This is a genomic window from Streptomyces sp. NPDC050988 (assembly GCF_044456225.1).
GTDB lineage: Bacteria > Actinomycetota > Actinomycetes > Streptomycetales > Streptomycetaceae > Streptomyces.
This window is the reverse complement of record NZ_JBITFQ010000016.1, coordinates 102441-121261: the sequence shown is the minus strand read 5'-3', so window position 1 is coordinate 121261 and position 18821 is coordinate 102441. Positions and strand designations below refer to the sequence as shown.

The following is an 18821-nucleotide window of genomic DNA, read 5'->3' as shown; positions in this document are numbered from 1 at the left end:
GGATGTGCGTCAACTCCCCGATGACGCAGGGGCGGTGGGAACGCTGACATCGAAGTGCCGGGCCTCTGGAGCGGCTTTCATGAGAGCGCTGAGCGTACGGGCCTTGACGCCGCTCTTCTCGCCACTTCCCCACAGGACGGTCCGGTTGCCGCTCAACTCCAGCGAGATGGAGTCGTACGAACGGACCTTGACGGTCCGGGTGTCACGCGCGACCGCGGCCGGAAGGGAACCCGCGACGCGTACCGCCTCACGCATCAGCCGGTCGGTCCCGAAGCGGCGCAGGCCCGCGGACCGGGAGACCGTCAATTCCAGTGCGGGAACGCCCTTCGGGGCGCGCGAAACGGTGGCATATCGCACTCCCTTGGCGTCCACTTCGACGAACTTTCCGCCCTTTTCGGCAATGAGAACCGGAGTGCGTTCGATCACTTTCAGCCCGATTCCATGGGGCCAGGAACGGACGACGTCAACCGAGTCAATTCGGGGCAATTTCTGGCGCAGTCGCGCCTCAATCACATCGGTGTCGACTGAAATCAACGGCGATCCGACCGTCACGTCGGCCGCCTCGACGACCTGATCGGGCGTCAGGACCCGTGTCCCCGAAGCCGATACCCGCTCGACGCGGAGCCACTGCGAGCCGTAGAGCACCCAGAGACAGCCCGCGGCGAGCAGCGCGAGGCAGACACCCGGAATGATGAGCCTACGAGGCTTCGGGAGCCTCTTGAGAAGAGGTGGCCGGGGCGGGCCGGAGTCCAGATGCTGCCGTTCGCCACGTTCGGCGGTGGTCGGTCCGGCCACGCTCCCCTGCCTTCTGCCACGCCCTAACGGCGTGACGCGATCGCCTCGTACACCATCCCGACGAGCAGGTCGTCGGCGTCCCGGCGGCCGAACTCGGAGGCGGCGCGGGACATCTCGAACAGCCGGTGCGGATCGGCGAGCACGGGCAGGACGTTGCTCTGCACCCACTGCGGTGTCAGTTCCGCGTCGTCGATCAGCAGTCCGCCGCCGGCCTTGACCACCGGCTGGGCGTTGAGCCGCTGTTCGCCGTTGCCGATGGGCAGCGGGACGTAGACGGCGGGGAGCCCGACGGCGGAGAGTTCGGCGACGGTCATCGCGCCCGCGCGGCAGAGCATCATGTCGGCCGCGGCGTACGCGAGGTCCATCCGGTCCACGTACGGTACCGGGATGTACGGGGGCATCCCCGGCATCTGGTGGACCTGCGGCAGTTCGTTCTTCGGGCCGACCGCGTGCAGGATCTGGATCCCGGCCTGCTGGAGGTACGGGGCGGCCTGCTGGACCACCTCGTTGAGGCGGCGGGCGCCCTGCGAGCCGCCGGAGACCAGCAGGGTCGGCAGGGCGGGGTCGAGCCCGAACGCGGCGCGTGCCTGCGGGCGTACGGCGGCCCGGTCGAGCGTGGCGATCGAGCGGCGCAGCGGGATGCCGATGTAGCGGGCGTCGCGCAGCTTGCTGTCCGGTGTGGAGACGGCGACCCGGGCGGCGTACCGCGAACCGATCTTGTTGGCGAGGCCGGGGCGGGCGTTGGCCTCGTGGATGACGATCGGGACGCCGAGGCGCTTGGCCGCGAGGTAGGCGGGCAGGGCGACATAGCCGCCGAAGCCGACGACCGCGTCGGCCTTGGTGCGCTCAAGGATCTGCTCGGCCGCCTTGATCGTGCCACGCAGTCGTCCGGGGACGGTGATCAGCTCGGGGGTGGGCTTGCGCGGCAGCGGTACCGCGGGGATCAACGCGAGTTCGTAGCCTCGCTCTGGTACGAGTCGGGTCTCGAGTCCGCGCTCCGTGCCCAGGGCCGTGATACCCACGGTCGGGTCCTGCCTGCGCAGGGCGTCCGCGAGGGCGAGCGCGGGCTCGATGTGGCCGGCGGTCCCCCCACCGGCGAGTACGACATGCACCGAAATTCACCGCTCTCCGGACGAACGCGCCGCGGCGCGCCGTCGCATCGTGTTCCATCTCCGAGGCCCCGCGGCCCCTGCGGAGCCTCTCACCGCAGCCCGCTTTCTGCCAAAGCGGGGTTGCCGCATCGCAAGCGCCGCCCGCGCTGCGGGATCCTCGCGCGCGAAGGCGATGAGGAGCCCGATGGCGAACATGGTCGGAAGCAGGGCGGATCCCCCGTAGGAGAACAGCGGGAGAGGGACGCCGGCGATCGGCAGCAGCCCGAGCACCGCACCGATGTTGATCACGGCCTGGGCCGTGATCCAGGTGGTCACGCCTCCCGCGGCATACCTCACGAAGGGGTCCTCCGTGCGTCCGGCCACGCGGATACCCGCATAGCCTAGAGCCGCGAAGAGGGCGAGGACCGACAGCGTCCCCGCGAGGCCCAGTTCCTCACCGGTGATGGCGAAGATGAAGTCGGTGTGTGCTTCGGGCAGTTGCCCCCATTTCTCCACACTGGCGCCGAGGCCGGAGCCGAACAGCCCGCCGGAGGCGAGGGCGTAGATGCCGTGCACGGCCTGCCAGCAGTCGACGGGGCCCGACTGGGGTTCGGTGGCTCCCAGGCAGGAGAGGCGGGCCATGCGGTTCGGGCTGGTCTTGATGAGGATGAAGCCGATGGTCAGGGCGACGGCGAGCACGCCCCCGAAGAGCCGTGTGGGCGCCCCCGCGAGCCACAGCAGTCCGAACAGGATCGCGGTGAGGATGATCGCCGTGCCCATGTCGCCGCCGAGCATGATCAGCCCGAGCAGCATGAAGGCCACCGGGACGAGCGGCACCAGCATGTGCTTCCACTGCGTCAGCAGCCGCTTGTCCTGTTTGCGGGCGAGCAGGTCGGCTCCCCACAGGACGAGGGCGAGCTTGCCGAACTCGCTGGGCTGGAGCTGGAAGGGGCCGCCGACGGAGATCCAGTTCTGGTTGCCGTTGACCGCGACCCCTATCCCCGGCACCTGGACGAGGATCATCAGGAAGACCGAGCCGAGCAGCATCGGGTAGGCCAGCGCCCGGTGCAGCTTGGACGGCATCCGTGACGCGGCGAGCAGCAGCAGACCGCCGAGCACGGCGGCGAGGAACTGCTTGCGGAAGAAGTACGACCCGGGCAGCGACAGCTGGAGCGCGGTGATCTGCGAGGCGGAGTACACCATCACCAGTCCGAGGACGGTGATCAGCAGGCTGCCGCCGAGGATCAGGTAGTAGGCGGTCAGCGGCCGGTCCCAGGCACGGCGTACGCGCGTGTAGAGGCGTCCTACGGGGTTGTCGCGAGGGGGGCGGGGACCGGCGGGCCGGCGGGGGGCGCGCTGGACGGGAGGACGCCCGGTACGGCTACTGGACATGGGCGGCACCTGCCATGCCGTGGGAGGGCGTCCCGCCGGGAATCTCCCCGGACCGTTCGCCGGGGATCCCTCCGGACCGTTCGCCGGGGATCCCTCCGGACCGTTCGCCCGGGATTCCCCCGGACCGTTCGGCCCCTGGGGGCGGGACGGGCCGGCACAGTGCCGTGCCATCGGCGGAGTGCCACCGCCGAAGCCCCAGCCGGATCCGTGTCACGCGTCCCTCCCAGGTGTGCCCGGCGCCGCCGGGCGAGGCGGACCCGGGTCAGCCGTCGACGGCGCCGAGTTCGCGAACCGCCTCCGCGAAAGCGTCGCCGCGCTTGTTGTAGTTGGCGAACATGTCCATGGACGCACAGGCCGGCGCCAGTAGGACAGTGTCTCCCGGCTCGGAGAGCCGTGCGGCCTCACGGACCGCCGCGAGCATCGCCCCAGTGTCTGTCCGGTCGAGGTCGACCACGGGTACTTCCGGCGCGTGTCGCGCGAGCGCTTCACGGATGAGGGCCCGGTCCGCGCCGAACAGGACGACGCCCCGCAGTCGCTTTGCCGACTTGGCGACCAGCTCGTCGAAGGTCGCGCCCTTGGCGAGCCCGCCGGCGATCCACACGATCGACTCGTACGCCGCCAAAGAGGCTTCCGCCGCATGCGTGTTGGTGGCCTTGGAGTCGTCGATGTAGGCGACCCGGTCCACGTCGGCCACGTGCTGGATGCGGTGGGCGTCGGGCCTGAAGGCCCGCAGACCGTCCCGTACGGCGGCGGCGGGCACTCCGAAGGCGCGGGCCAGGGCCGCCGCCGCAAGGGCGTTGGCGATGTTGTGCGGGGCGGGCGGGCTGACGTCCGCGACCTCGGCGAGTTCCTGGGCCTGCTTGTGCCGGTCCTCGACGAAGGCGCGGTCGACCAGGATGCCCTCCACGACGCCGAGTTGGGACGGGCCCGGGGTGCCGAGCGTGAAGCCGACCGCCCGGCAGCCCTCCTCGACGTCCGCCCCGCGCACCAGGTCCTCGGTGGCCTTGTCGGCCATGTTGTAGACGCAGGCGACCCGATTGCCCTCGTAGATACGCCCCTTGTCGGCGGCGTACGCCTCCATGGAGCCGTGCCAGTCGAGGTGGTCCGGGGCGAGGTTCAGGACGGCGGCGGAGTGGGCGCGCAGCGAGGGCGCCCAGTGGAGCTGGTAGCTGGAGAGTTCGACGGCCAGTACGTCGTAGGCGTCGTCGCCCTCCTGGACCACGTCGACGATCGGGGTGCCGATGTTGCCCACGGCGGCCGTACGAAGGCCCGCGGCGGCCAGGATCGAGGCGAGCATCTGGGTCGTGGTGGTCTTGCCGTTGGTGCCCGTGATGGCGAGCCAGGGGGCGGCGTCGGGGCCGCGCAGGCGCCAGGCGATCTCCACGTCACCGACGACGTCCACACCCGCCTCGGCGGCTGCCTGGAAGAGGGGGCTGGTCGGCTTCCAGCCCGGCGAGGTGACCACGAGGTCGGTGCCCTCGGGAAGCGTCTCGGCGTCCGCGAGGCGTACCGAAATCCCTTCCCCCTCAAGGGAGGCGGCCCGCTCGCGGTGGGCCTCCGAGGAGCCCCCGTCGACGACCGTGACCGACGCGCCGAGGCCGGCCAGGGCGCGGGCGGCGCTGATGCCGCTCACGCCGAGACCGGCGACGGTGATGTTCATGCTCTGCCAGTCGGGCGCGGTCGTCACTTCTGGGCTGCCCATCCGGCGTAGAAGAGGCCGAGTCCGACGATCACGCACATGCCCTGGATGATCCAGAAGCGGACCACCACAAGGACTTCGGACCACCCCTTGAGTTCGAAGTGGTGCTGGAGCGGTGCCATTCGGAAGACGCGCTTGCCGGTGAGGCGGAACGAGCCGACCTGGATGACGACCGACATGGTGATCAGGACGAAGAGGCCGCCGAGCAGCGCGACCAGCAGCTCGGTGCGGGAGCAGATCGCGAGGCCGGCGAGCGCACCACCGAGGGCCAGCGAGCCGGTGTCACCCATGAAGATCTTGGCGGGCGAGGTGTTCCACCACAGAAAGCCGAAGCAGGCGCCCATCAGGGCCGCGGCGACGACGGCGAGGTCAAGCGGATCCCGCACTTCGTAACAGGCGGCCGGGTTGGTGAGGGTCTGCGCGTTGGCGCAGGACTCCTGGAACTGCCAGACGCCGATGAAGGTGTACGCGCCGAAGACCATCACGGAGGCGCCGGTGGCGAGTCCGTCCAGGCCGTCGGTGAGGTTCACGCCGTTCGACATCGCGAGGATCATGAACAGCGCCCAGACCACGAACAGCACCGGGCCGATGGACCAGCCGAAGTCCTGCACGAAGGAGAGCTTGGTGGAGGCCGGGGTGTTGTTGAGGTTGTCCGGGAACTGCAGCGAGAGCACCGCGAAGGAGACACCGACGATCAGCTGGCCGGCCATCTTGGCCTTGGCCCGCAGACCGAGCGACCGCCGCTTGACGATCTTGATGTAGTCGTCGAGGAAGCCGACCAGGCCCATGCCCGTCATCAGGCCGAGCACCAGCACTCCGGAGAATCTCGGCGGCTGGCCGGTGATCACCTTGCTGAGGAAGTACGCCAGGAGCGTGGCAATGATGAAGGCGATGCCACCCATCGTCGGCGTACCGCGCTTGGCGTGGTGCTCGCGCGGGCCGTCGTCGCGGATGTACTGGCCGTAGCCCTTGCGGGCCAGCAGCTTGATCAGCATGGGAGTGCCCACGAGAGTCAGGAAGAGGCCGATGACTCCCGCGAAGAGGATCTGATTCATCGGACGGCAACCTCACCCTCGGTGCCCTCGACCAGCGCCTCTGCGACCCGCTCCAGGCCGACCGACCGGGACGCCTTCACGAGAACGACGTCTCCCGGGCGCAGTTGACTGCGCAACAGGTCGATCGCCGCCTGTGTGTCGGACACGTGCACCGACTCCTCACCCCACGAACCCTCGTTATATGCGCCCAGTTGCAGCCAGGACGCTTCCCTGCCCCCGACCGCGACGAGCTTGCCGACATTGAGCCGGACGGCGAGCCGTCCGACCGCGTCGTGCTCGGCGAGCGCCTCGTCCCCGAGCTCGGCCATCCGACCGAGCACCGCCCAGGTCCGCCGCCCCTTGCCCATGGCCGCGAGCGCGCGCAGGGCGGCTCGCATGGACTCGGGGTTCGCGTTGTAGGCGTCGTTGACGACCGTCACGCCGTCCGGGCGCTCGGTGACCTCCATCCGCCAGCGGGAGAGGGTGCCCGCCTCGGAGAGCGCGGTGGCGATCTCGTCTGCGGACATGCCCAGCTCATGGGCGACGGCGGCCGCGGCGAGCGCGTTCGACACGTGGTGCTCACCGTACAGGCGCATGGTCACGTCGCTGCACCCGGAGGGTGTGTGAAGGCTGAACGAGGGCTGTCCACTCCCGGTGAGCGTCACGTTCTCGGCCCGTACGTCCGCTTCGCCGGACTCTCCGAAGAGGATCACGCGTGCTTTCGTCCGCGAGGCCATGGCTCGTACGAGGGGATCGTCGGCGTTCAGGATCGCGACGCCGCCCTCCTCCGCCGGGGGCAGGCCCTCCACCAACTCGCCCTTGGCCTGGGCGATTTGTTCGCGTCCGCCGAACTCGCCGATGTGGGCGGTGCCGACGTTCAGGACAAGGCCGACTTTAGGGGGCGTCAGATCCGTGAGGTACCGGATGTGGCCGATGCCGCGGGCCCCCATCTCCAGGACCAGGAACCGGGTCTCCTCGGTGGCGCTGAGGGCGGTGAGCGGCAGCCCGATCTCGTTGTTGAGCGAGCCCGGCGTGAAGACCGTCGGCGCCTTGCGCTGCAGCACCTGGGCGATCAGGTCCTTGGTGCTGGTCTTGCCCGCGGAGCCGGTGAGGGCCACGAGGGTCGCGCCGAGCCGTTCGACGACATGGCGTGCGAGGGCGCCCAGGGCCGTCTGGACGTCGTCCACGACGATCGCGGGCACGCCGACGGGCCGTGACGCGAGCACGGCCGCCGCGCCCGCCTCGACGACGCTCGCCGCGAAGTCGTGGCCGTCCACGCGCTCGCCCACGAAGGCGACGAAGAGGCTGCCTGGCTCCACCTCACGGGAGTCTCTGACGACCCGTCCGGTGACCTGGACCGACGGATCCGGTATGTCGTGTGTCTGCCCGCCGACGACTGAGGCGATCTCGGCGAGAGAGAGGGCGATCACAAGTTCATCCCTGGGTCTTCTGGATAGCTTCGCGAAGCACCTGGCGGTCGTCGAAGGGACGGACCACTCCGGCGATGTCCTGGCCCTGCTCATGACCCTTGCCCGCGACCAGCACCGTGTCGCCCGGCTGTGCGCGGGCGACCGCCGCGGCGATCGCGGCGGCCCGGTCCTCGAAGACCTGGACCTCTCCGCGCTCGTACGCCGGTACCTCGGCGGCACCGGCGAGCATCGTGGCGAGGATCGCGAGGGGGTCCTCGGAGCGGGGGTTGTCCGATGTCAGTACGGCGGTGTCGGCGAGCCGGGCCGCGGCGGCGCCCATGGGCATCCGCTTGGTCTTGTCCCGGTCCCCGCCGCAGCCGAGGACGATGTGCAGTTCGCCCTCGGTGACCTTGCGCAGGGCCCGCAGCACGGACTCCACGGCGTCGGTCTTGTGCGCGTAGTCGACGACCGCGAGGTACGGCTGTCCGGCGTCCACGCGCTCCAGCCTGCCCGGCACACCCGGTACGGCGGCGATGCCGTCCGCGGCGGTCTGCGGGTCGAGCCCGGCGACGGCGAGGGAGACGATCGCCGCGAGCGTGTTGGCGACGTTGAAGGGGCCCGCGAGCGGCGACTTGGCGGTGATGCGCTCGCCCTTGGGGCCGACCGCGACGAAGACCGAGTCCATCGGGCCGACCTGGACCTCCTCGGCCCGCCAGTCGGCGTCCGGGTGGCCCTCCGCGGAGAACGTCACCACGGGCACCGTGGCCTCCTTGGTGAGCCTGCGTCCGTACTCGTCGTCGAGGTTGACCACGCCGAGCCTGCTGCGTTCCGGCGTGAACAGCTGCGCCTTGGCCCGGAAGTAGTCCTCCATGTCGGAGTGGAACTCCATGTGTTCCGGGCTCAGGTTGTTGAAGACCGCGATGTCGAAGACACAGCCGTCGACCCGGCCGAGGACCAGCGCGTGGCTGGAGACCTCCATGGCGACCGCGTCGACGCCGCGCTCGCGCATGACCGCGAACAGCGCCTGGAGATCGGTCGCTTCGGGGGTCGTGCGCTCCGACTTGATGCGCTCGTCGCCGATGCGCATCTCCACCGTGCCGATCAGGCCGGTGTTGCGGACCGTCTTCAGACCGCCCTCGACGAGGTACGCCGTCGTGGTCTTGCCGGACGTGCCGGTGATGCCGATCTGGAGCAGGTCGCGGCCGGGGTGGCCGTAGATGGAGGCGGCCAGCTCGCCCATCCGTCCGCGCGGGTCGTCGACGACGAGGACCGGCAGACCGGTGGCCGCCGCGCGCTCGGCACCCGTCGGGTCGGTCAGCACGGCGACGGCGCCGAGGCCGGCCGCCTGCGTCACGAAGTCGGCGCCGTGCATCCGGGCGCCGGGCAGCGCGGCGTAGAGATCGCCGGGGCGCACGGCCCGGGAGTCATGGGTGATGCCCGTGACCTCGACGGCGCCCTGCGCGCCCTGCGGCGCAGGAGACGCCATCTGATCGGCGACTACCGCCACGAGCTCCGCGAGGGGTGTGGCGGAGTTCTGAACCGGTCGCGGCGGCCCCGGATATGTCACAGGAACGCCCTTCTGGGTGGTTTGGGACTGATCAGCGTGTGGCACGGCGGTGAGCGTACCGGGCACACCCCCGCCGGAGCGAAGCGAGGGGCGTGGCGGAGTGTGCGGCGTGCCGCTGTTCCCGGGGTCGGGAGTGATCGTTGTCACGAGCTGTTCCTGGTCGGTGATCCGGGGTACTGGAGCATGGCGTTCCGGTCGGTGCCGATGACGGCCCGCCGGAGGTGGTCGGGGCTGGTCGGGTCTGGCTCAGGGCGTGAAAGTGACGGGAAGTCTGGCGGCCTGGGCCCCGGTGGGCGGCACCTGGAGGGTCTTCAGGGCGAACTCCAGGACCTCCTTGTAGACGGGCCCGCAGATCTGACCGCCGAAGTAGCTCCCCTTGGTGGCGTTCTGGATGGCGCAGTAGACGGTGACCCGGGGGTTGTCCGCGGGCGCGAATCCGGCGAAGGAAGACGTATAGCCGTGGTAGCGGCCGGTGGCCGGATCCACACGGTTGGCCGTGCCGGTCTTGCCCGCGACGCGGTAGCCGGGGATACGCGCCTTGGTGCCCGTACCCTCCCGGTCGTCCACGACGGACTCCAGCATCTGTGCCAGGGTCTTCGCCGTCTTCTCGCTGACGACCCGTGTCTCCTTGGGCTTGGCGGCAGGCGTGAACCGTCCGTCGGGTCCCTTCGTGCCGCGGACCAGGGTCGGTTCGATCCGTACGCCGCCGTTGGCGATCGTCGAGTAGACGGAGGCGGCCTGCATCGCGTTGATCGACACGCCCTGGCCGAAAGGAATCGTGTACTGCTGGGAGGTCGACCACTGGCCGGCGGGCGCGAGGATGCCCCTCGTCTCGCCGGGGAAGCCGAGCCCCGTGTAGTCGCCGATGCCGAACTTGCGCAGATACGAGTAGAGGACCTGGTTGGCCTCCTGCTGCGTCTTGCCCAGCTGGCCGGTCGCCAGGATGGTGCCGATGTTGCTGGACTTGGCGAGGACTCCGTTGAGCGTCAGGTACCAGGTCGGGTGGTCGATGTCGTCGCGGAAGAGCCGGTCACCGCGGTGCAGCCGGTTCGGCACGGTCACGTGCGTCGCGGGCGTGGCGGCGTCCTCCGCCAGGACTGCGGCCATCGACATGACCTTGGCGGTCGAGCCGGGCTCGTAGGCGTCTTCGAGGCCCCAGTTGTGCAGGGCGTTCCCGTCGGCCTTGGAGAGGTCGTTCGGGTCGAAGCCGGGCGAGTTGGCCATCGCGAGGATCTCGCCGGTCTTGTTGTCCTGCACTATGACGTAACCGCGGTCCGCCTCGGACTCCTTCACCTGCTCGGCGATGGCGTTCTGGGCGGCCCACTGGATGTCGCGGTCGATGGTCAGCTCGACCTCGGACCCTGCCACGGCGGGCTTCTCGGTGGAGCCCGCGGTCGGCACCTGCCGGCCGCCGGACTGGGCGTAGCGGATCTCGCCGTCCTTGCCCGACAGCTCCTTGTTCAGCTGCTGCTCGATGCCGCCGCCGCCCTTGCCGTCGGCGTTGACCCAGCCCAGTATCCCGGCGCCCAGCTCGCCGTTCGGATAGACCCGCTTGGTGCTGGGCTCCTGGAGGACGCCCGCCAGGACGTTCGCCGAGCCGTCCTCGCCCGCCTTGTCGGCGAGCGTGCTCTTCAGGTCCTTGATCTGCGTCCAGACCTGGGGGGTCTGGCGCCGGGCGAGCAGGACGTACCGGGTGTTCTTGGTCCGGAGCTTCGCGGCGAGTTCGTCGGGGTCCTTGTCGAGGATCGGGCCGAGCAGCGCGGCGGCCTGCTCGGGGGCGTCGCCGATCTTCGTCGCCTTCCGCGTGAAGAGCGTGGGGTCGGCGGTGATGTCGTTGGCGTCCACGCTGATCGCCAGGTCGACGCCGTTGCGGTCGGTGATCCCGCCGCGCTCGGCGGCCAGGGTGCGGCTGAGGTACCGGTTCTTCTCGGCCTTGGCGGTGTACTCGCTCGCGTCGACGGCCTGCACCTGGAGGAGCCGGACGACGAAGGCGATCAGCACGAGGGCCAGGGCGAGGCTGACCAGGCGCAGCCGAGGCCGGGGGCTGCCGAGGCGGATGACGCGCGGGCCCTGGCCCTGACCCCGGGACGGGGCCGGACGGCGGGCGGGGCGTGCGCCGGGCCCCGGCCGCCGCTGGCTGCCGGGACGTACGGGCCGGGCGGGCGAGGGCACCCGGCGGCGCGGGGGTTCCCTGTCGGACACTTCCGTCACCTGCCGGGATTCGTAGCGGGCTGCGTGGGCTGGGGGGACGGCTCCGTGACCGTCTCCGCGAGCGGCTCGGGCGCCGCGGTGGGCACGGCGGACGCGGTGGGCGCCGGGGGCTCGGCGGGCGTCGGAGGCCCGGCGGGTCCCTGGCTCTCGGTGGGCGTCGGAGACGGCGAGGGGAGGAGCACGTCGGGCGGGCGGATCACGGGGACCGACACGGACGACTGCTCGGCTGCCGCGCTGGGAACACCGCGGACGCTGCCGTCGGGGTTGAGGAAGGCCGGGTCGCCGCCGGGCACCATGCCCAGTTCGCGGGCGCGGCGCTGGAGGGCGTCGGGGGCGGAGTAGGCGTCCACGTCCCGCTGGAGCGCCTGCTCCTCGTCAGTGAGGCTCTTGGTGTCCCGCTGGAGGTCGTCGAGCTGGAACGACCCTTCGCTGAGCGCGGAGTTCAGGACCAGGAGTCCGATCAGGCCGCCGCCGAGCAGCAGTACGACCAGGAGCACGAAGGGCGTACGGGCGGCCTGTCCTGGGCCCGTCGGGAAGAGTCGCGCGAGCCGGGCCGCCCTCCCTCGCAGTTCGGGTCTGCTACTCACTCGCCCTCCCGCTGCGCTGGGGTTCTCGGCTGACGGATCCGGGCCTGCGACCCACGCGTCCGGTGAGTTCGGTTGTCCAACTCACACACCCTCCCGTCACTCGGCGTCCTCCCTGATGCGCTGGGCCCCGCGCAGCCGCGCCGGGGCGGCACGCCGGTTCTCCGCGACCTCTTCCTCGGTGGGGAGTTCGGCACCGCGCGTCAGAAGCTTGAGCCGGGGCTGGTAGCGCTCGGGGACGACCGGCAGGCCGGGCGGTGCGGTGTTGGCGGCTCCCGCGGCGAACACCTGCTTGACCAGCCGGTCCTCCAGGGAGTGGTAGGACAGCACGGCGATCCGGCCGCCGACGGCGAGCGACTTCACGGCGGCGGGGATCGCCCTCTCCAGGACGGTGAGTTCGCCGTTGACCTCGATGCGCAGTGCCTGGAAGGTGCGCTTGGCGGGGTTGCCGCCGGTGCGCTTGGCGGCCTGCGGCAGGGAGTCCCGGATCAGCTCGACGAGCCGCGCGCTGTTGCTGAAGGGCTCCTTGTCGCGTTCGCGCACGACCGCGGACACGATCCGCTTGGCCTGCTTCTCCTCGCCGTACGCCCTGAGGATCCGGACGAGTTCGCCCGCCGGGTAGGTGTTGAGCACCTCGGCCGCGCTGATGCCGGTCGTCTGGTCCATGCGCATGTCGAGCGGGGCGTCCTGGGCGTACGCGAAGCCGCGGTCGGCCTCGTCGAGCTGCATGGAGGAGACGCCGAGGTCGAAGAGCACGCCCTGGACGCGCGGGAGGTCCAGGCGGTCCAGCACGTCGGGGAGTTCGTCGTAGACCGCGTGCACCAGGGTGGCCCGGTCGCCGAAGGGGGCGAGCCGGTCTCCGGAGAGGCGCAGCGCCTCCTTGTCGCGGTCGAGGGCGACGAGGCGGGCCTCGGGGAAGCGGGCGAGCAGGGCCTCGCTGTGGCCGCCGAGGCCGAGAGTGCAGTCGACGGCGACCGCTCCCGGCCTCTCCAACGCGGGTGCCAACATGTCCAGGCATCGCTGGAGCATCACCGGGACATGTCGGCTCTGGGTCAAGGGGCCCTCTCAGGTCCGGCACGGCGCGCACGCACCGCCGGGTCCCCGCCCGCTCCGTGAAGGGGAGGCCTGCCGGCGCCGGAAGCGTCAGCCGACCGGGAGCGGGAGGAGGCCGAGCCGTACGTACGCGCCGCGCACGTGGGGAGATCCCGGCTCGTCACCGGTCCTCCGGGGGTAGCAGTCCAGCAGGGAGAGTGTCCGTCTCCCGCTTCGCGTCACTTTAGTCCACGGTCTCCCGCGGTCAACGAACCGGCCTGCGCGTCGCGGCTCTCGGCCCGGATGAAGCACCAAACCGGGTTTTTCCACCCGTACGGGCGTAGTCGATCCACCCTTGTGGGTTACCTCACAACAACGCTCATTGATGTTCTTTGTCCCCTCTCACAGCAGGCCCGGAAAGCGTGTGACCACTACCGTTATAGATATGACGACTTCCGCATCCGTTCCCACAGAGCCCGGAGACGCCATATCCAACGGCGGCACCGTCACCGACCGCCTCGTCGAGGCGAACGAGCGGTACGCCGCCGCGTTCACCGACCCCGGCATGGACGCCCGTCCCGTGCTGCACGTCGCGGTCGTGGCATGTATGGACGCCCGCCTCGACCTGCACGACGCGCTGGGCCTCGAGCTCGGCGACTGCCACACCATCCGCAACGCGGGCGGCGTGGTCACCGACGACGTGATCCGCTCCCTCACCATCAGCCAGCGCGCGCTCGGCACCCGCAGTGTCGTACTGATCCACCACACCGGCTGCGGTCTGGAGTCCCTCACCGAGGACTTCCGGCACGACCTGGAGATGGAGGTCGGCCAGCGCCCGGCGTGGGCCGTGGAGGCCTTCCGGGACGTCGAACAGGACGTGCGGCAGTCCATGCAGCGGGTGCGCACCTCTCCATTCCTTCTGCACACCGACGACGTACGTGGTTTCGTGTTCGATGTGAAGACGGGCCTGCTGCGTGAGATAGACCCCACCTGACGCGAGTTGGACCCGCTCAAAACCCCCAGGCCGTGACATATCGCGGCCAGTTATCCACAGGCGAGTGACACGAACCGGTAACGGCAACAAGAATGCGGGTGTGGCGTCACGCGGAACTTTTCGCGCGTGGTGTCCGTGTTTCGGGGTGGGCCGGTCCGCATCGCAGAGCGTCGGCCCGGGAAAGAACGGGCCGAGGAGGGCCGGGTGACGACCTATGACGATCGAGCGAGCCTTACAGATCTGACCGCCACTGTGGAGAGAGTCCGCAGTTCGGTGGAGGAAGTGATCGAGGGCAAGCCTGAGGTCGTACGGCTTTCGCTGACCGTACTGCTCGCCGAGGGGCATCTTCTGATCGAGGATGTCCCCGGCGTCGGCAAGACCATGCTGGCCAAGGCACTGGCGCGGTCCATCGACTGCTCAGTGCGGCGTATTCAGTTCACGCCCGACCTGCTGCCCTCGGACATCACAGGTGTGTCCATCTGGGATCAGCAGCGCAGGGACTTCGAGTTCAAACCGGGTGCGATCTTCGCGCAGATCGTGATCGGCGACGAGATCAACCGAGCGTCGCCCAAGACGCAGTCGGCGCTCCTGGAGTCCATGGAGGAGCGCCAGGTCACGATCGACGGCACGACCTACGAGCTGCCCAGCCCGTTCATGGTCGTGGCCACGCAGAACCCGGTCGAGATGGAGGGCACCTACCCGCTGCCGGAGGCACAGCGCGACCGCTTCATGGCCCGGGTCTCCATCGGCTATCCCAGCGCGGAGGCCGAGCTGCAGATGCTGGACATCCACGGCGGTGTGTCCCCGCTGGACGACCTCCAGCCGGTGGCGCACGCGCACGAGATCGTGAAGCTCATCGACGCGGTCCGCAACGTCCACGTCGCCGACCCGGTGCGGCGGTACGCCGTGGACCTGGTCGCCGCCACGCGTACGCACCCGGATCTGAGACTCGGCGCCTCGCCGCGTGCCACGCTGCACCTGCTGCGCGCGGCGAAGGCGTCGGCGGCCCTCAGCGGCCGGGAGTACGCACTGCCGGACGACATCCAGGCCCTCGCGGTGGCGGTTCTGGCACACCGGCTGCTGCCCACCGCCCAGGCGCAGTTGAACCGTCGTACGGCCGAGCAGGTCGTCCTGGAGATCCTCCAGCGCACGCCCGTGCCCGCGGCGCCCCAGTCGCCGAGCGGTCTGGGGATGGGCCGGGGCTCGTCCGCCTTCGGCCAGCAGCCGCCCCGGAGGCTGTGATGACCACCGGGGGGATGCCGGCGGCGCAGGCCGAGGAGGACAAGGGCGGGCTGCGTACGGCACTCGCCGGTCTCACCACGCGCGGACGGTCCTTCCTGGCCGCCGGCATCGCGGCCGCGATCTGCGCGTACGTCCTGGGGCAGAGCGATCTGCTCCGGGTCGGGCTGCTGCTCGCCGTGCTGCCACTGGTCTGCGCGACCGTGCTGTACCGCACGCGCTACCGGGTCGCCGGCAGCCGTCGCCTCTCCCCCGGGCGGGTGCCCTCGGGGTCCGAGGCACGGGTCCATCTGCGGATGGACAACGTCTCGCGACTGCCCACCGGCCTGCTGATGCTCCAGGACCGGGTTCCGTACGTGCTGGGGCCGCGGCCCCGGTTCGTACTGGACCGGGTCGAGGCGGGCGGCCGTCGCGAGGTGTCCTACCGGGTGCGCTCGGACCTGCGCGGCCGCTATCCGCTGGGGCCCCTGCAGCTGCGGCTCAGCGACCCGTTCGGGATGTGCGAACTGACCCGCTCCTTCTCGACGTACGACACCCTGACCGTCATCCCGCGCGTGGAGGCGCTGCCTCCGGTGCGGCTGACGGGCGAGGCGAAGGGGTACGGCGACGGGCGGCAGCGCTCGCTGGCCCTGGCCGGCGAGGACGACGTGATACCTCGCGGCTACCGCTACGGCGACGATCTGCGCCGGGTCCACTGGCGTCTGACCGCGCGCTACGGCGAGTTGATGGTGCGCCGCGAGGAGCAGCCGCAGCGGTCCCGCTGCACGGTGCTCCTGGACACCCGGGGCATCGCCTTCGACGGCGCGGGCCCGGACTCGGCCTTCGAATGGGCGGTGTCGGGCACGGCGTCCACGCTGGTGCACATGCTCGAGCGGGGCTTTTCGGTACGACTGTTGACCGACACCGGCACCTCGGTTCCCGGCGAGGGCGCCGACGGATTCGCCGGAGCCAGCCAGGAGTCCGCGGACGCCGCCGGGCTGATGATGGACACCCTCGCGGTGATCGACCACTCCGACGGTACGGGCCTGTCACGGGCGTACGACGTTCTGCGGGGCGGCAACGAGGGGCTGTTGGTAGCCTTCCTCGGCGATCTGGACGAGGAGCAGGCGACCGTGCTCGCCAAGATGCGTCAGCGCAGCGGCGGGGCCGTGGCCTTCCTGCTGGACAGTGAGACGTGGGTGCGCGGCGCGGCCGACGAACAGAGCGAGGAGCGGCTTCGGATGCTGCGCGAGGCGGGCTGGACCGCCCTGGCCGTACCGCCGGGCACGGGCCTGGCCGACCTGTGGCGGGAAGCCGACCGACAGCGCAACGGAGTCGCGTCGACGGGAAGCACGGCAGGGGGCGGTGGCTCATGAGCGGGCGCGCGCGACTCGCGCTGTGCGCCGTGGCGGCGACACTGATGGCGTCCGGCGCGCTGCTGCCGCTGGTCGATCCGGCGACCTGGATCCTTCAGGCGGCGTTCCTGCTCGCGGTGCAGACCGCGGTGGGGGCGGCGACCCGGCGGGTTCCCCTGGCACGGGCCGTGACGATCGCGGTTCAGGCGCTCGTGACCCTGACCCTGCTGACGCTGTTCTTCGCCCGCGAGCAGGCCATCGCCGGGCTCGTGCCCGGCCCGGAGGCGTTCCGGCACTTCGGGGAGCTGCTGCAGGCCGGCGGGGACGACGTCGGGCGGTACTCGATCCCGGCTCCGCTCTCCCCCGGTATCCGGCTGATGCTGGTCGGCGGGGTCGTGGTCATCGGGCTCGCGGTGGACGCCCTCGCCGTGACGTTCCGCAGCGCGGCCCCGGCCGGACTGCCGCTGCTCGCGCTGTACTCGGTCGCCGCGGGCCTCTCGGAGGGCGGTGGCGCCAGCTGGCTGTGGTTCGTGATGGCGGCGGCCGGCTATCTCGTGCTGCTGCTGGCCGAGGGACGTGACCGGCTCTCGCAGTGGGGCCGCGTCTTCGGCGGCGGTCCCCGGACTCCGGCGACGGACGCCTCGGCCGGCGCGGTCGCGCCGATCCGCACGGGGCGCCGCATCGGTGCCGTCGCACTGGGCATCGCCCTGGTGGTGCCGCTCGCCCTGCCCGCGCTCGACGGCGGGCTGCTGGACGGCACCGGGACCGGCGTCGGCACGGGCTCCGGCGGTGGCGGCACGATCTCCGCGGTGAACCCGCTGGTCTCGCTCCGCGACAGCCTGAACGTGGACGAGGACCGCGAGGTCATGTCGTACCGCACCAACTCCGAGGACACGCAGGACCTCTATCTGCGGATCGTCTCGCTCGACGAGTTCGACGGCACGGCGTGGAAACCGGCCAAGCGCCATGTCCAGGACGTCCCCGGGTCGTTCCCGACACCGCCGGGCCTCAGCGACGACGTCCGGCGCACCGAGATCCAGACGAGGATCTCCGCGGCGGACTGGTACGCGCAGGACTGGCTGCCCATGCCCTACCCGGCCAGCGCGGTGGGGATCGGCGGCAAGTGGCGGTACGAGCCGGTGGGCCGCACGCTCGTCGGCGACCACGGGCAGACCACGCGCGGCCAGGAGTACACGGTCAAGAGCCTGATCGTGCAGCCGACCGCGGAGCAGCTCGCCAACGCTCCGGAGGCGCCCGCGGCGCTGAGGCGCGAGTTCACCAAGGTCCCCGGGTCACTGCCTCCGGTGGTGTCGGAGACGGCTCGGGACGTCACGGCCGGCTCGGCGAACAACTACGAGCGCGCGGTGAAGCTCCAGGACTGGTTCGCCCTGGAAGGCGGCTTCACGTACGACACGGAGGTGCAGGTCGGCAGTGGGTCGCAGGCCATAGCGCGCTTCCTGAGGGACAAGGAGGGCTTCTGCGTCCACTTCTCCTTCGCGATGGCCTCGATGGCTCGCACGCTCGGCATACCGGCCCGCGTCGCGGTGGGCTTCACACCGGGTTCGCCGCAGGCCGACGGCACGAATTCGGTGGGCCTGCGGGACGCGCACGCCTGGCCCGAGCTGTACTTCGAGGGCGTGGGCTGGACCCGCTTCGAGCCGACCCCGAACCGGGGCACGGTTCCGGAGTACACCCGCACGGACACGCCGGGCACCACGCTTCCCAACCCGGACCTCCCCTCGCGCTCCTCGTCCTCGGCGCCCTCCGCCGAACCGTCGAGCAGCGAGAGCTGCACGGCGGCGGAGAAGAAGCTGGAGCAGCCCTGCGGCAGCGAGTCTCCGCAGGCGGCGTTCGGATCGACGGACGACGGACCGCCGTGGTTCGCGATCCTCGGGTTCACCCTGGCGGGGCTCGCCGCACTGGCGGTGCCGCTGCTGCCGATGCTGTGGCGGATGCGGGCCCGGTCCGTGCGGCTCGGCTCGCACGGACGCACCGAGGAGGACGCCGCGGCGGCCACCCTGGCCGCCTGGCAGGAGGTGACCGAGACGGCGTGGGACTTCGGTATCGCGCCGGACAACTCCCAGACGCCCCGCAAGGCGGCGGCACGGATCGCCCGCATCGGGCATCTCGAACCGGAGGCCGCGGCCTCCGTCCACCGGGTCGCCGACGCGGTGGAGCAGGTCCTGTACGCGCCACGGCCCCGCCCGACCGCGGGCCTCGCCGATGACGTACGCCGGATGACCGCGGGTCTGCACGCCACGGTCAGCCGCGGTACGCGTCTGCGCGCACTGCTCGCACCGCGCTCGGCCGTACGGGTTGCGTGGGCGGCGTCCGAGGGCTGGATCGCGCTGAGGTCCCGGGCCACGGCCCGCTGGACGGCGGTCCTGCGCCGCCCGTCGGGACGCCCGTCGGAGCAGAGCAACGGCTGAGGCCGTCCGGC

The 18821-nt window shown here is 70.9% G+C and carries 14 protein-coding genes; 4 read left to right on the top strand and 10 right to left on the bottom strand.

Annotated elements, in window-relative coordinates; genetic code table 11:
* Positions 1–9 precede the first annotated feature (9 nt).
* The 10 genes from ACIBEI_RS29770 to rsmH all read right to left on the bottom strand — a co-directional run bounded on the left by ACIBEI_RS29770 (position 10) and on the right by rsmH (position 12838).
* Positions 10–795, bottom strand: coding sequence for a cell division protein FtsQ/DivIB (locus ACIBEI_RS29770; RefSeq protein WP_398893314.1), 786 nt, complete (start codon positions 793–795; stop codon positions 10–12).
* A gap of 23 nt (positions 796–818) precedes the next feature.
* A complete protein-coding gene (murG, locus tag ACIBEI_RS29765; RefSeq protein ID WP_266740692.1) occupies positions 819–1907 on the bottom strand; it encodes an undecaprenyldiphospho-muramoylpentapeptide beta-N-acetylglucosaminyltransferase in 1089 nt (362 codons plus the stop codon).
* A 6-nt stretch (positions 1908–1913) separates the two neighbouring features.
* Positions 1914–3278 (bottom strand): putative lipid II flippase FtsW, encoded by a 1365-nt coding sequence (ftsW, locus tag ACIBEI_RS29760; protein ID WP_269650339.1) that lies wholly within the window; start codon positions 3276–3278, stop codon positions 1914–1916.
* 262 nt (positions 3279–3540) lie between these two features.
* Positions 3541–4980: a UDP-N-acetylmuramoyl-L-alanine--D-glutamate ligase gene (gene murD, locus ACIBEI_RS29755; RefSeq protein WP_398893313.1), complete on the bottom strand. Its 1440-nt coding sequence runs from the start codon at positions 4978–4980 to the stop codon at positions 3541–3543.
* The gene (gene mraY / locus ACIBEI_RS29750) at positions 4962–6032 is read right to left on the bottom strand and encodes a phospho-N-acetylmuramoyl-pentapeptide-transferase (RefSeq protein ID WP_398893312.1); all 1071 of its coding nucleotides are present in this window, start codon (positions 6030–6032) and stop codon (positions 4962–4964) included. The genes murD and mraY overlap by 19 nt, the downstream gene beginning before the upstream one ends.
* Complete coding sequence (gene murF, locus ACIBEI_RS29745) at positions 6029–7441, bottom strand: UDP-N-acetylmuramoyl-tripeptide--D-alanyl-D-alanine ligase (RefSeq protein WP_398893311.1); 1413 nt, start codon at positions 7439–7441, stop codon at positions 6029–6031. The genes mraY and murF overlap by 4 nt, the downstream gene beginning before the upstream one ends.
* A 4-nt stretch (positions 7442–7445) precedes the next feature.
* Positions 7446–9134, bottom strand: coding sequence for a UDP-N-acetylmuramoyl-L-alanyl-D-glutamate--2,6-diaminopimelate ligase (locus ACIBEI_RS29740; RefSeq protein ID WP_398893310.1), 1689 nt, complete (start codon positions 9132–9134; stop codon positions 7446–7448).
* Between the two features lie 99 nt (positions 9135–9233).
* Positions 9234–11189: a peptidoglycan D,D-transpeptidase FtsI family protein gene (locus ACIBEI_RS29735; protein WP_398893309.1), complete on the bottom strand. Its 1956-nt coding sequence runs from the start codon at positions 11187–11189 to the stop codon at positions 9234–9236.
* Between the two features lie 5 nt (positions 11190–11194).
* Positions 11195–11785 (bottom strand): septum formation initiator family protein, encoded by a 591-nt coding sequence (locus ACIBEI_RS29730; RefSeq protein ID WP_359842694.1) that lies wholly within the window; start codon positions 11783–11785, stop codon positions 11195–11197.
* 96 nt (positions 11786–11881) lie between these two features.
* Positions 11882–12838, bottom strand: coding sequence for a 16S rRNA (cytosine(1402)-N(4))-methyltransferase RsmH (rsmH, locus tag ACIBEI_RS29725; RefSeq protein WP_398893308.1), 957 nt, complete (start codon positions 12836–12838; stop codon positions 11882–11884).
* Between the two features lie 421 nt (positions 12839–13259).
* On the opposite strand from rsmH, the gene ACIBEI_RS29720 reads away from it, so the two are divergent.
* The 4 genes from ACIBEI_RS29720 (at position 13260) to ACIBEI_RS29705 (ending at position 18810) form a co-directional block, all read left to right on the top strand.
* Complete coding sequence (locus tag ACIBEI_RS29720; RefSeq protein ID WP_055612089.1) at positions 13260–13808, top strand: carbonic anhydrase; 549 nt, start codon at positions 13260–13262, stop codon at positions 13806–13808.
* 204 nt (positions 13809–14012) lie between these two features.
* Positions 14013–15050 carry an AAA family ATPase gene (locus ACIBEI_RS29715; protein ID WP_398893307.1) on the top strand — a complete coding sequence of 346 codons (1038 nt, stop codon included), beginning with the start codon at positions 14013–14015 and terminating at the stop codon, positions 15048–15050.
* Complete coding sequence (locus ACIBEI_RS29710; RefSeq protein WP_398893306.1) at positions 15050–16402, top strand: DUF58 domain-containing protein; 1353 nt, start codon at positions 15050–15052, stop codon at positions 16400–16402. Before ACIBEI_RS29715 ends, ACIBEI_RS29710 begins: the two co-directional genes overlap by 1 nt.
* Complete coding sequence (locus ACIBEI_RS29705) at positions 16399–18810, top strand: DUF3488 and DUF4129 domain-containing transglutaminase family protein (protein ID WP_398893305.1); 2412 nt, start codon at positions 16399–16401, stop codon at positions 18808–18810. The genes ACIBEI_RS29710 and ACIBEI_RS29705 overlap by 4 nt, the downstream gene beginning before the upstream one ends.
* The last annotated feature ends 11 nt before the right edge of the window (positions 18811–18821 follow it).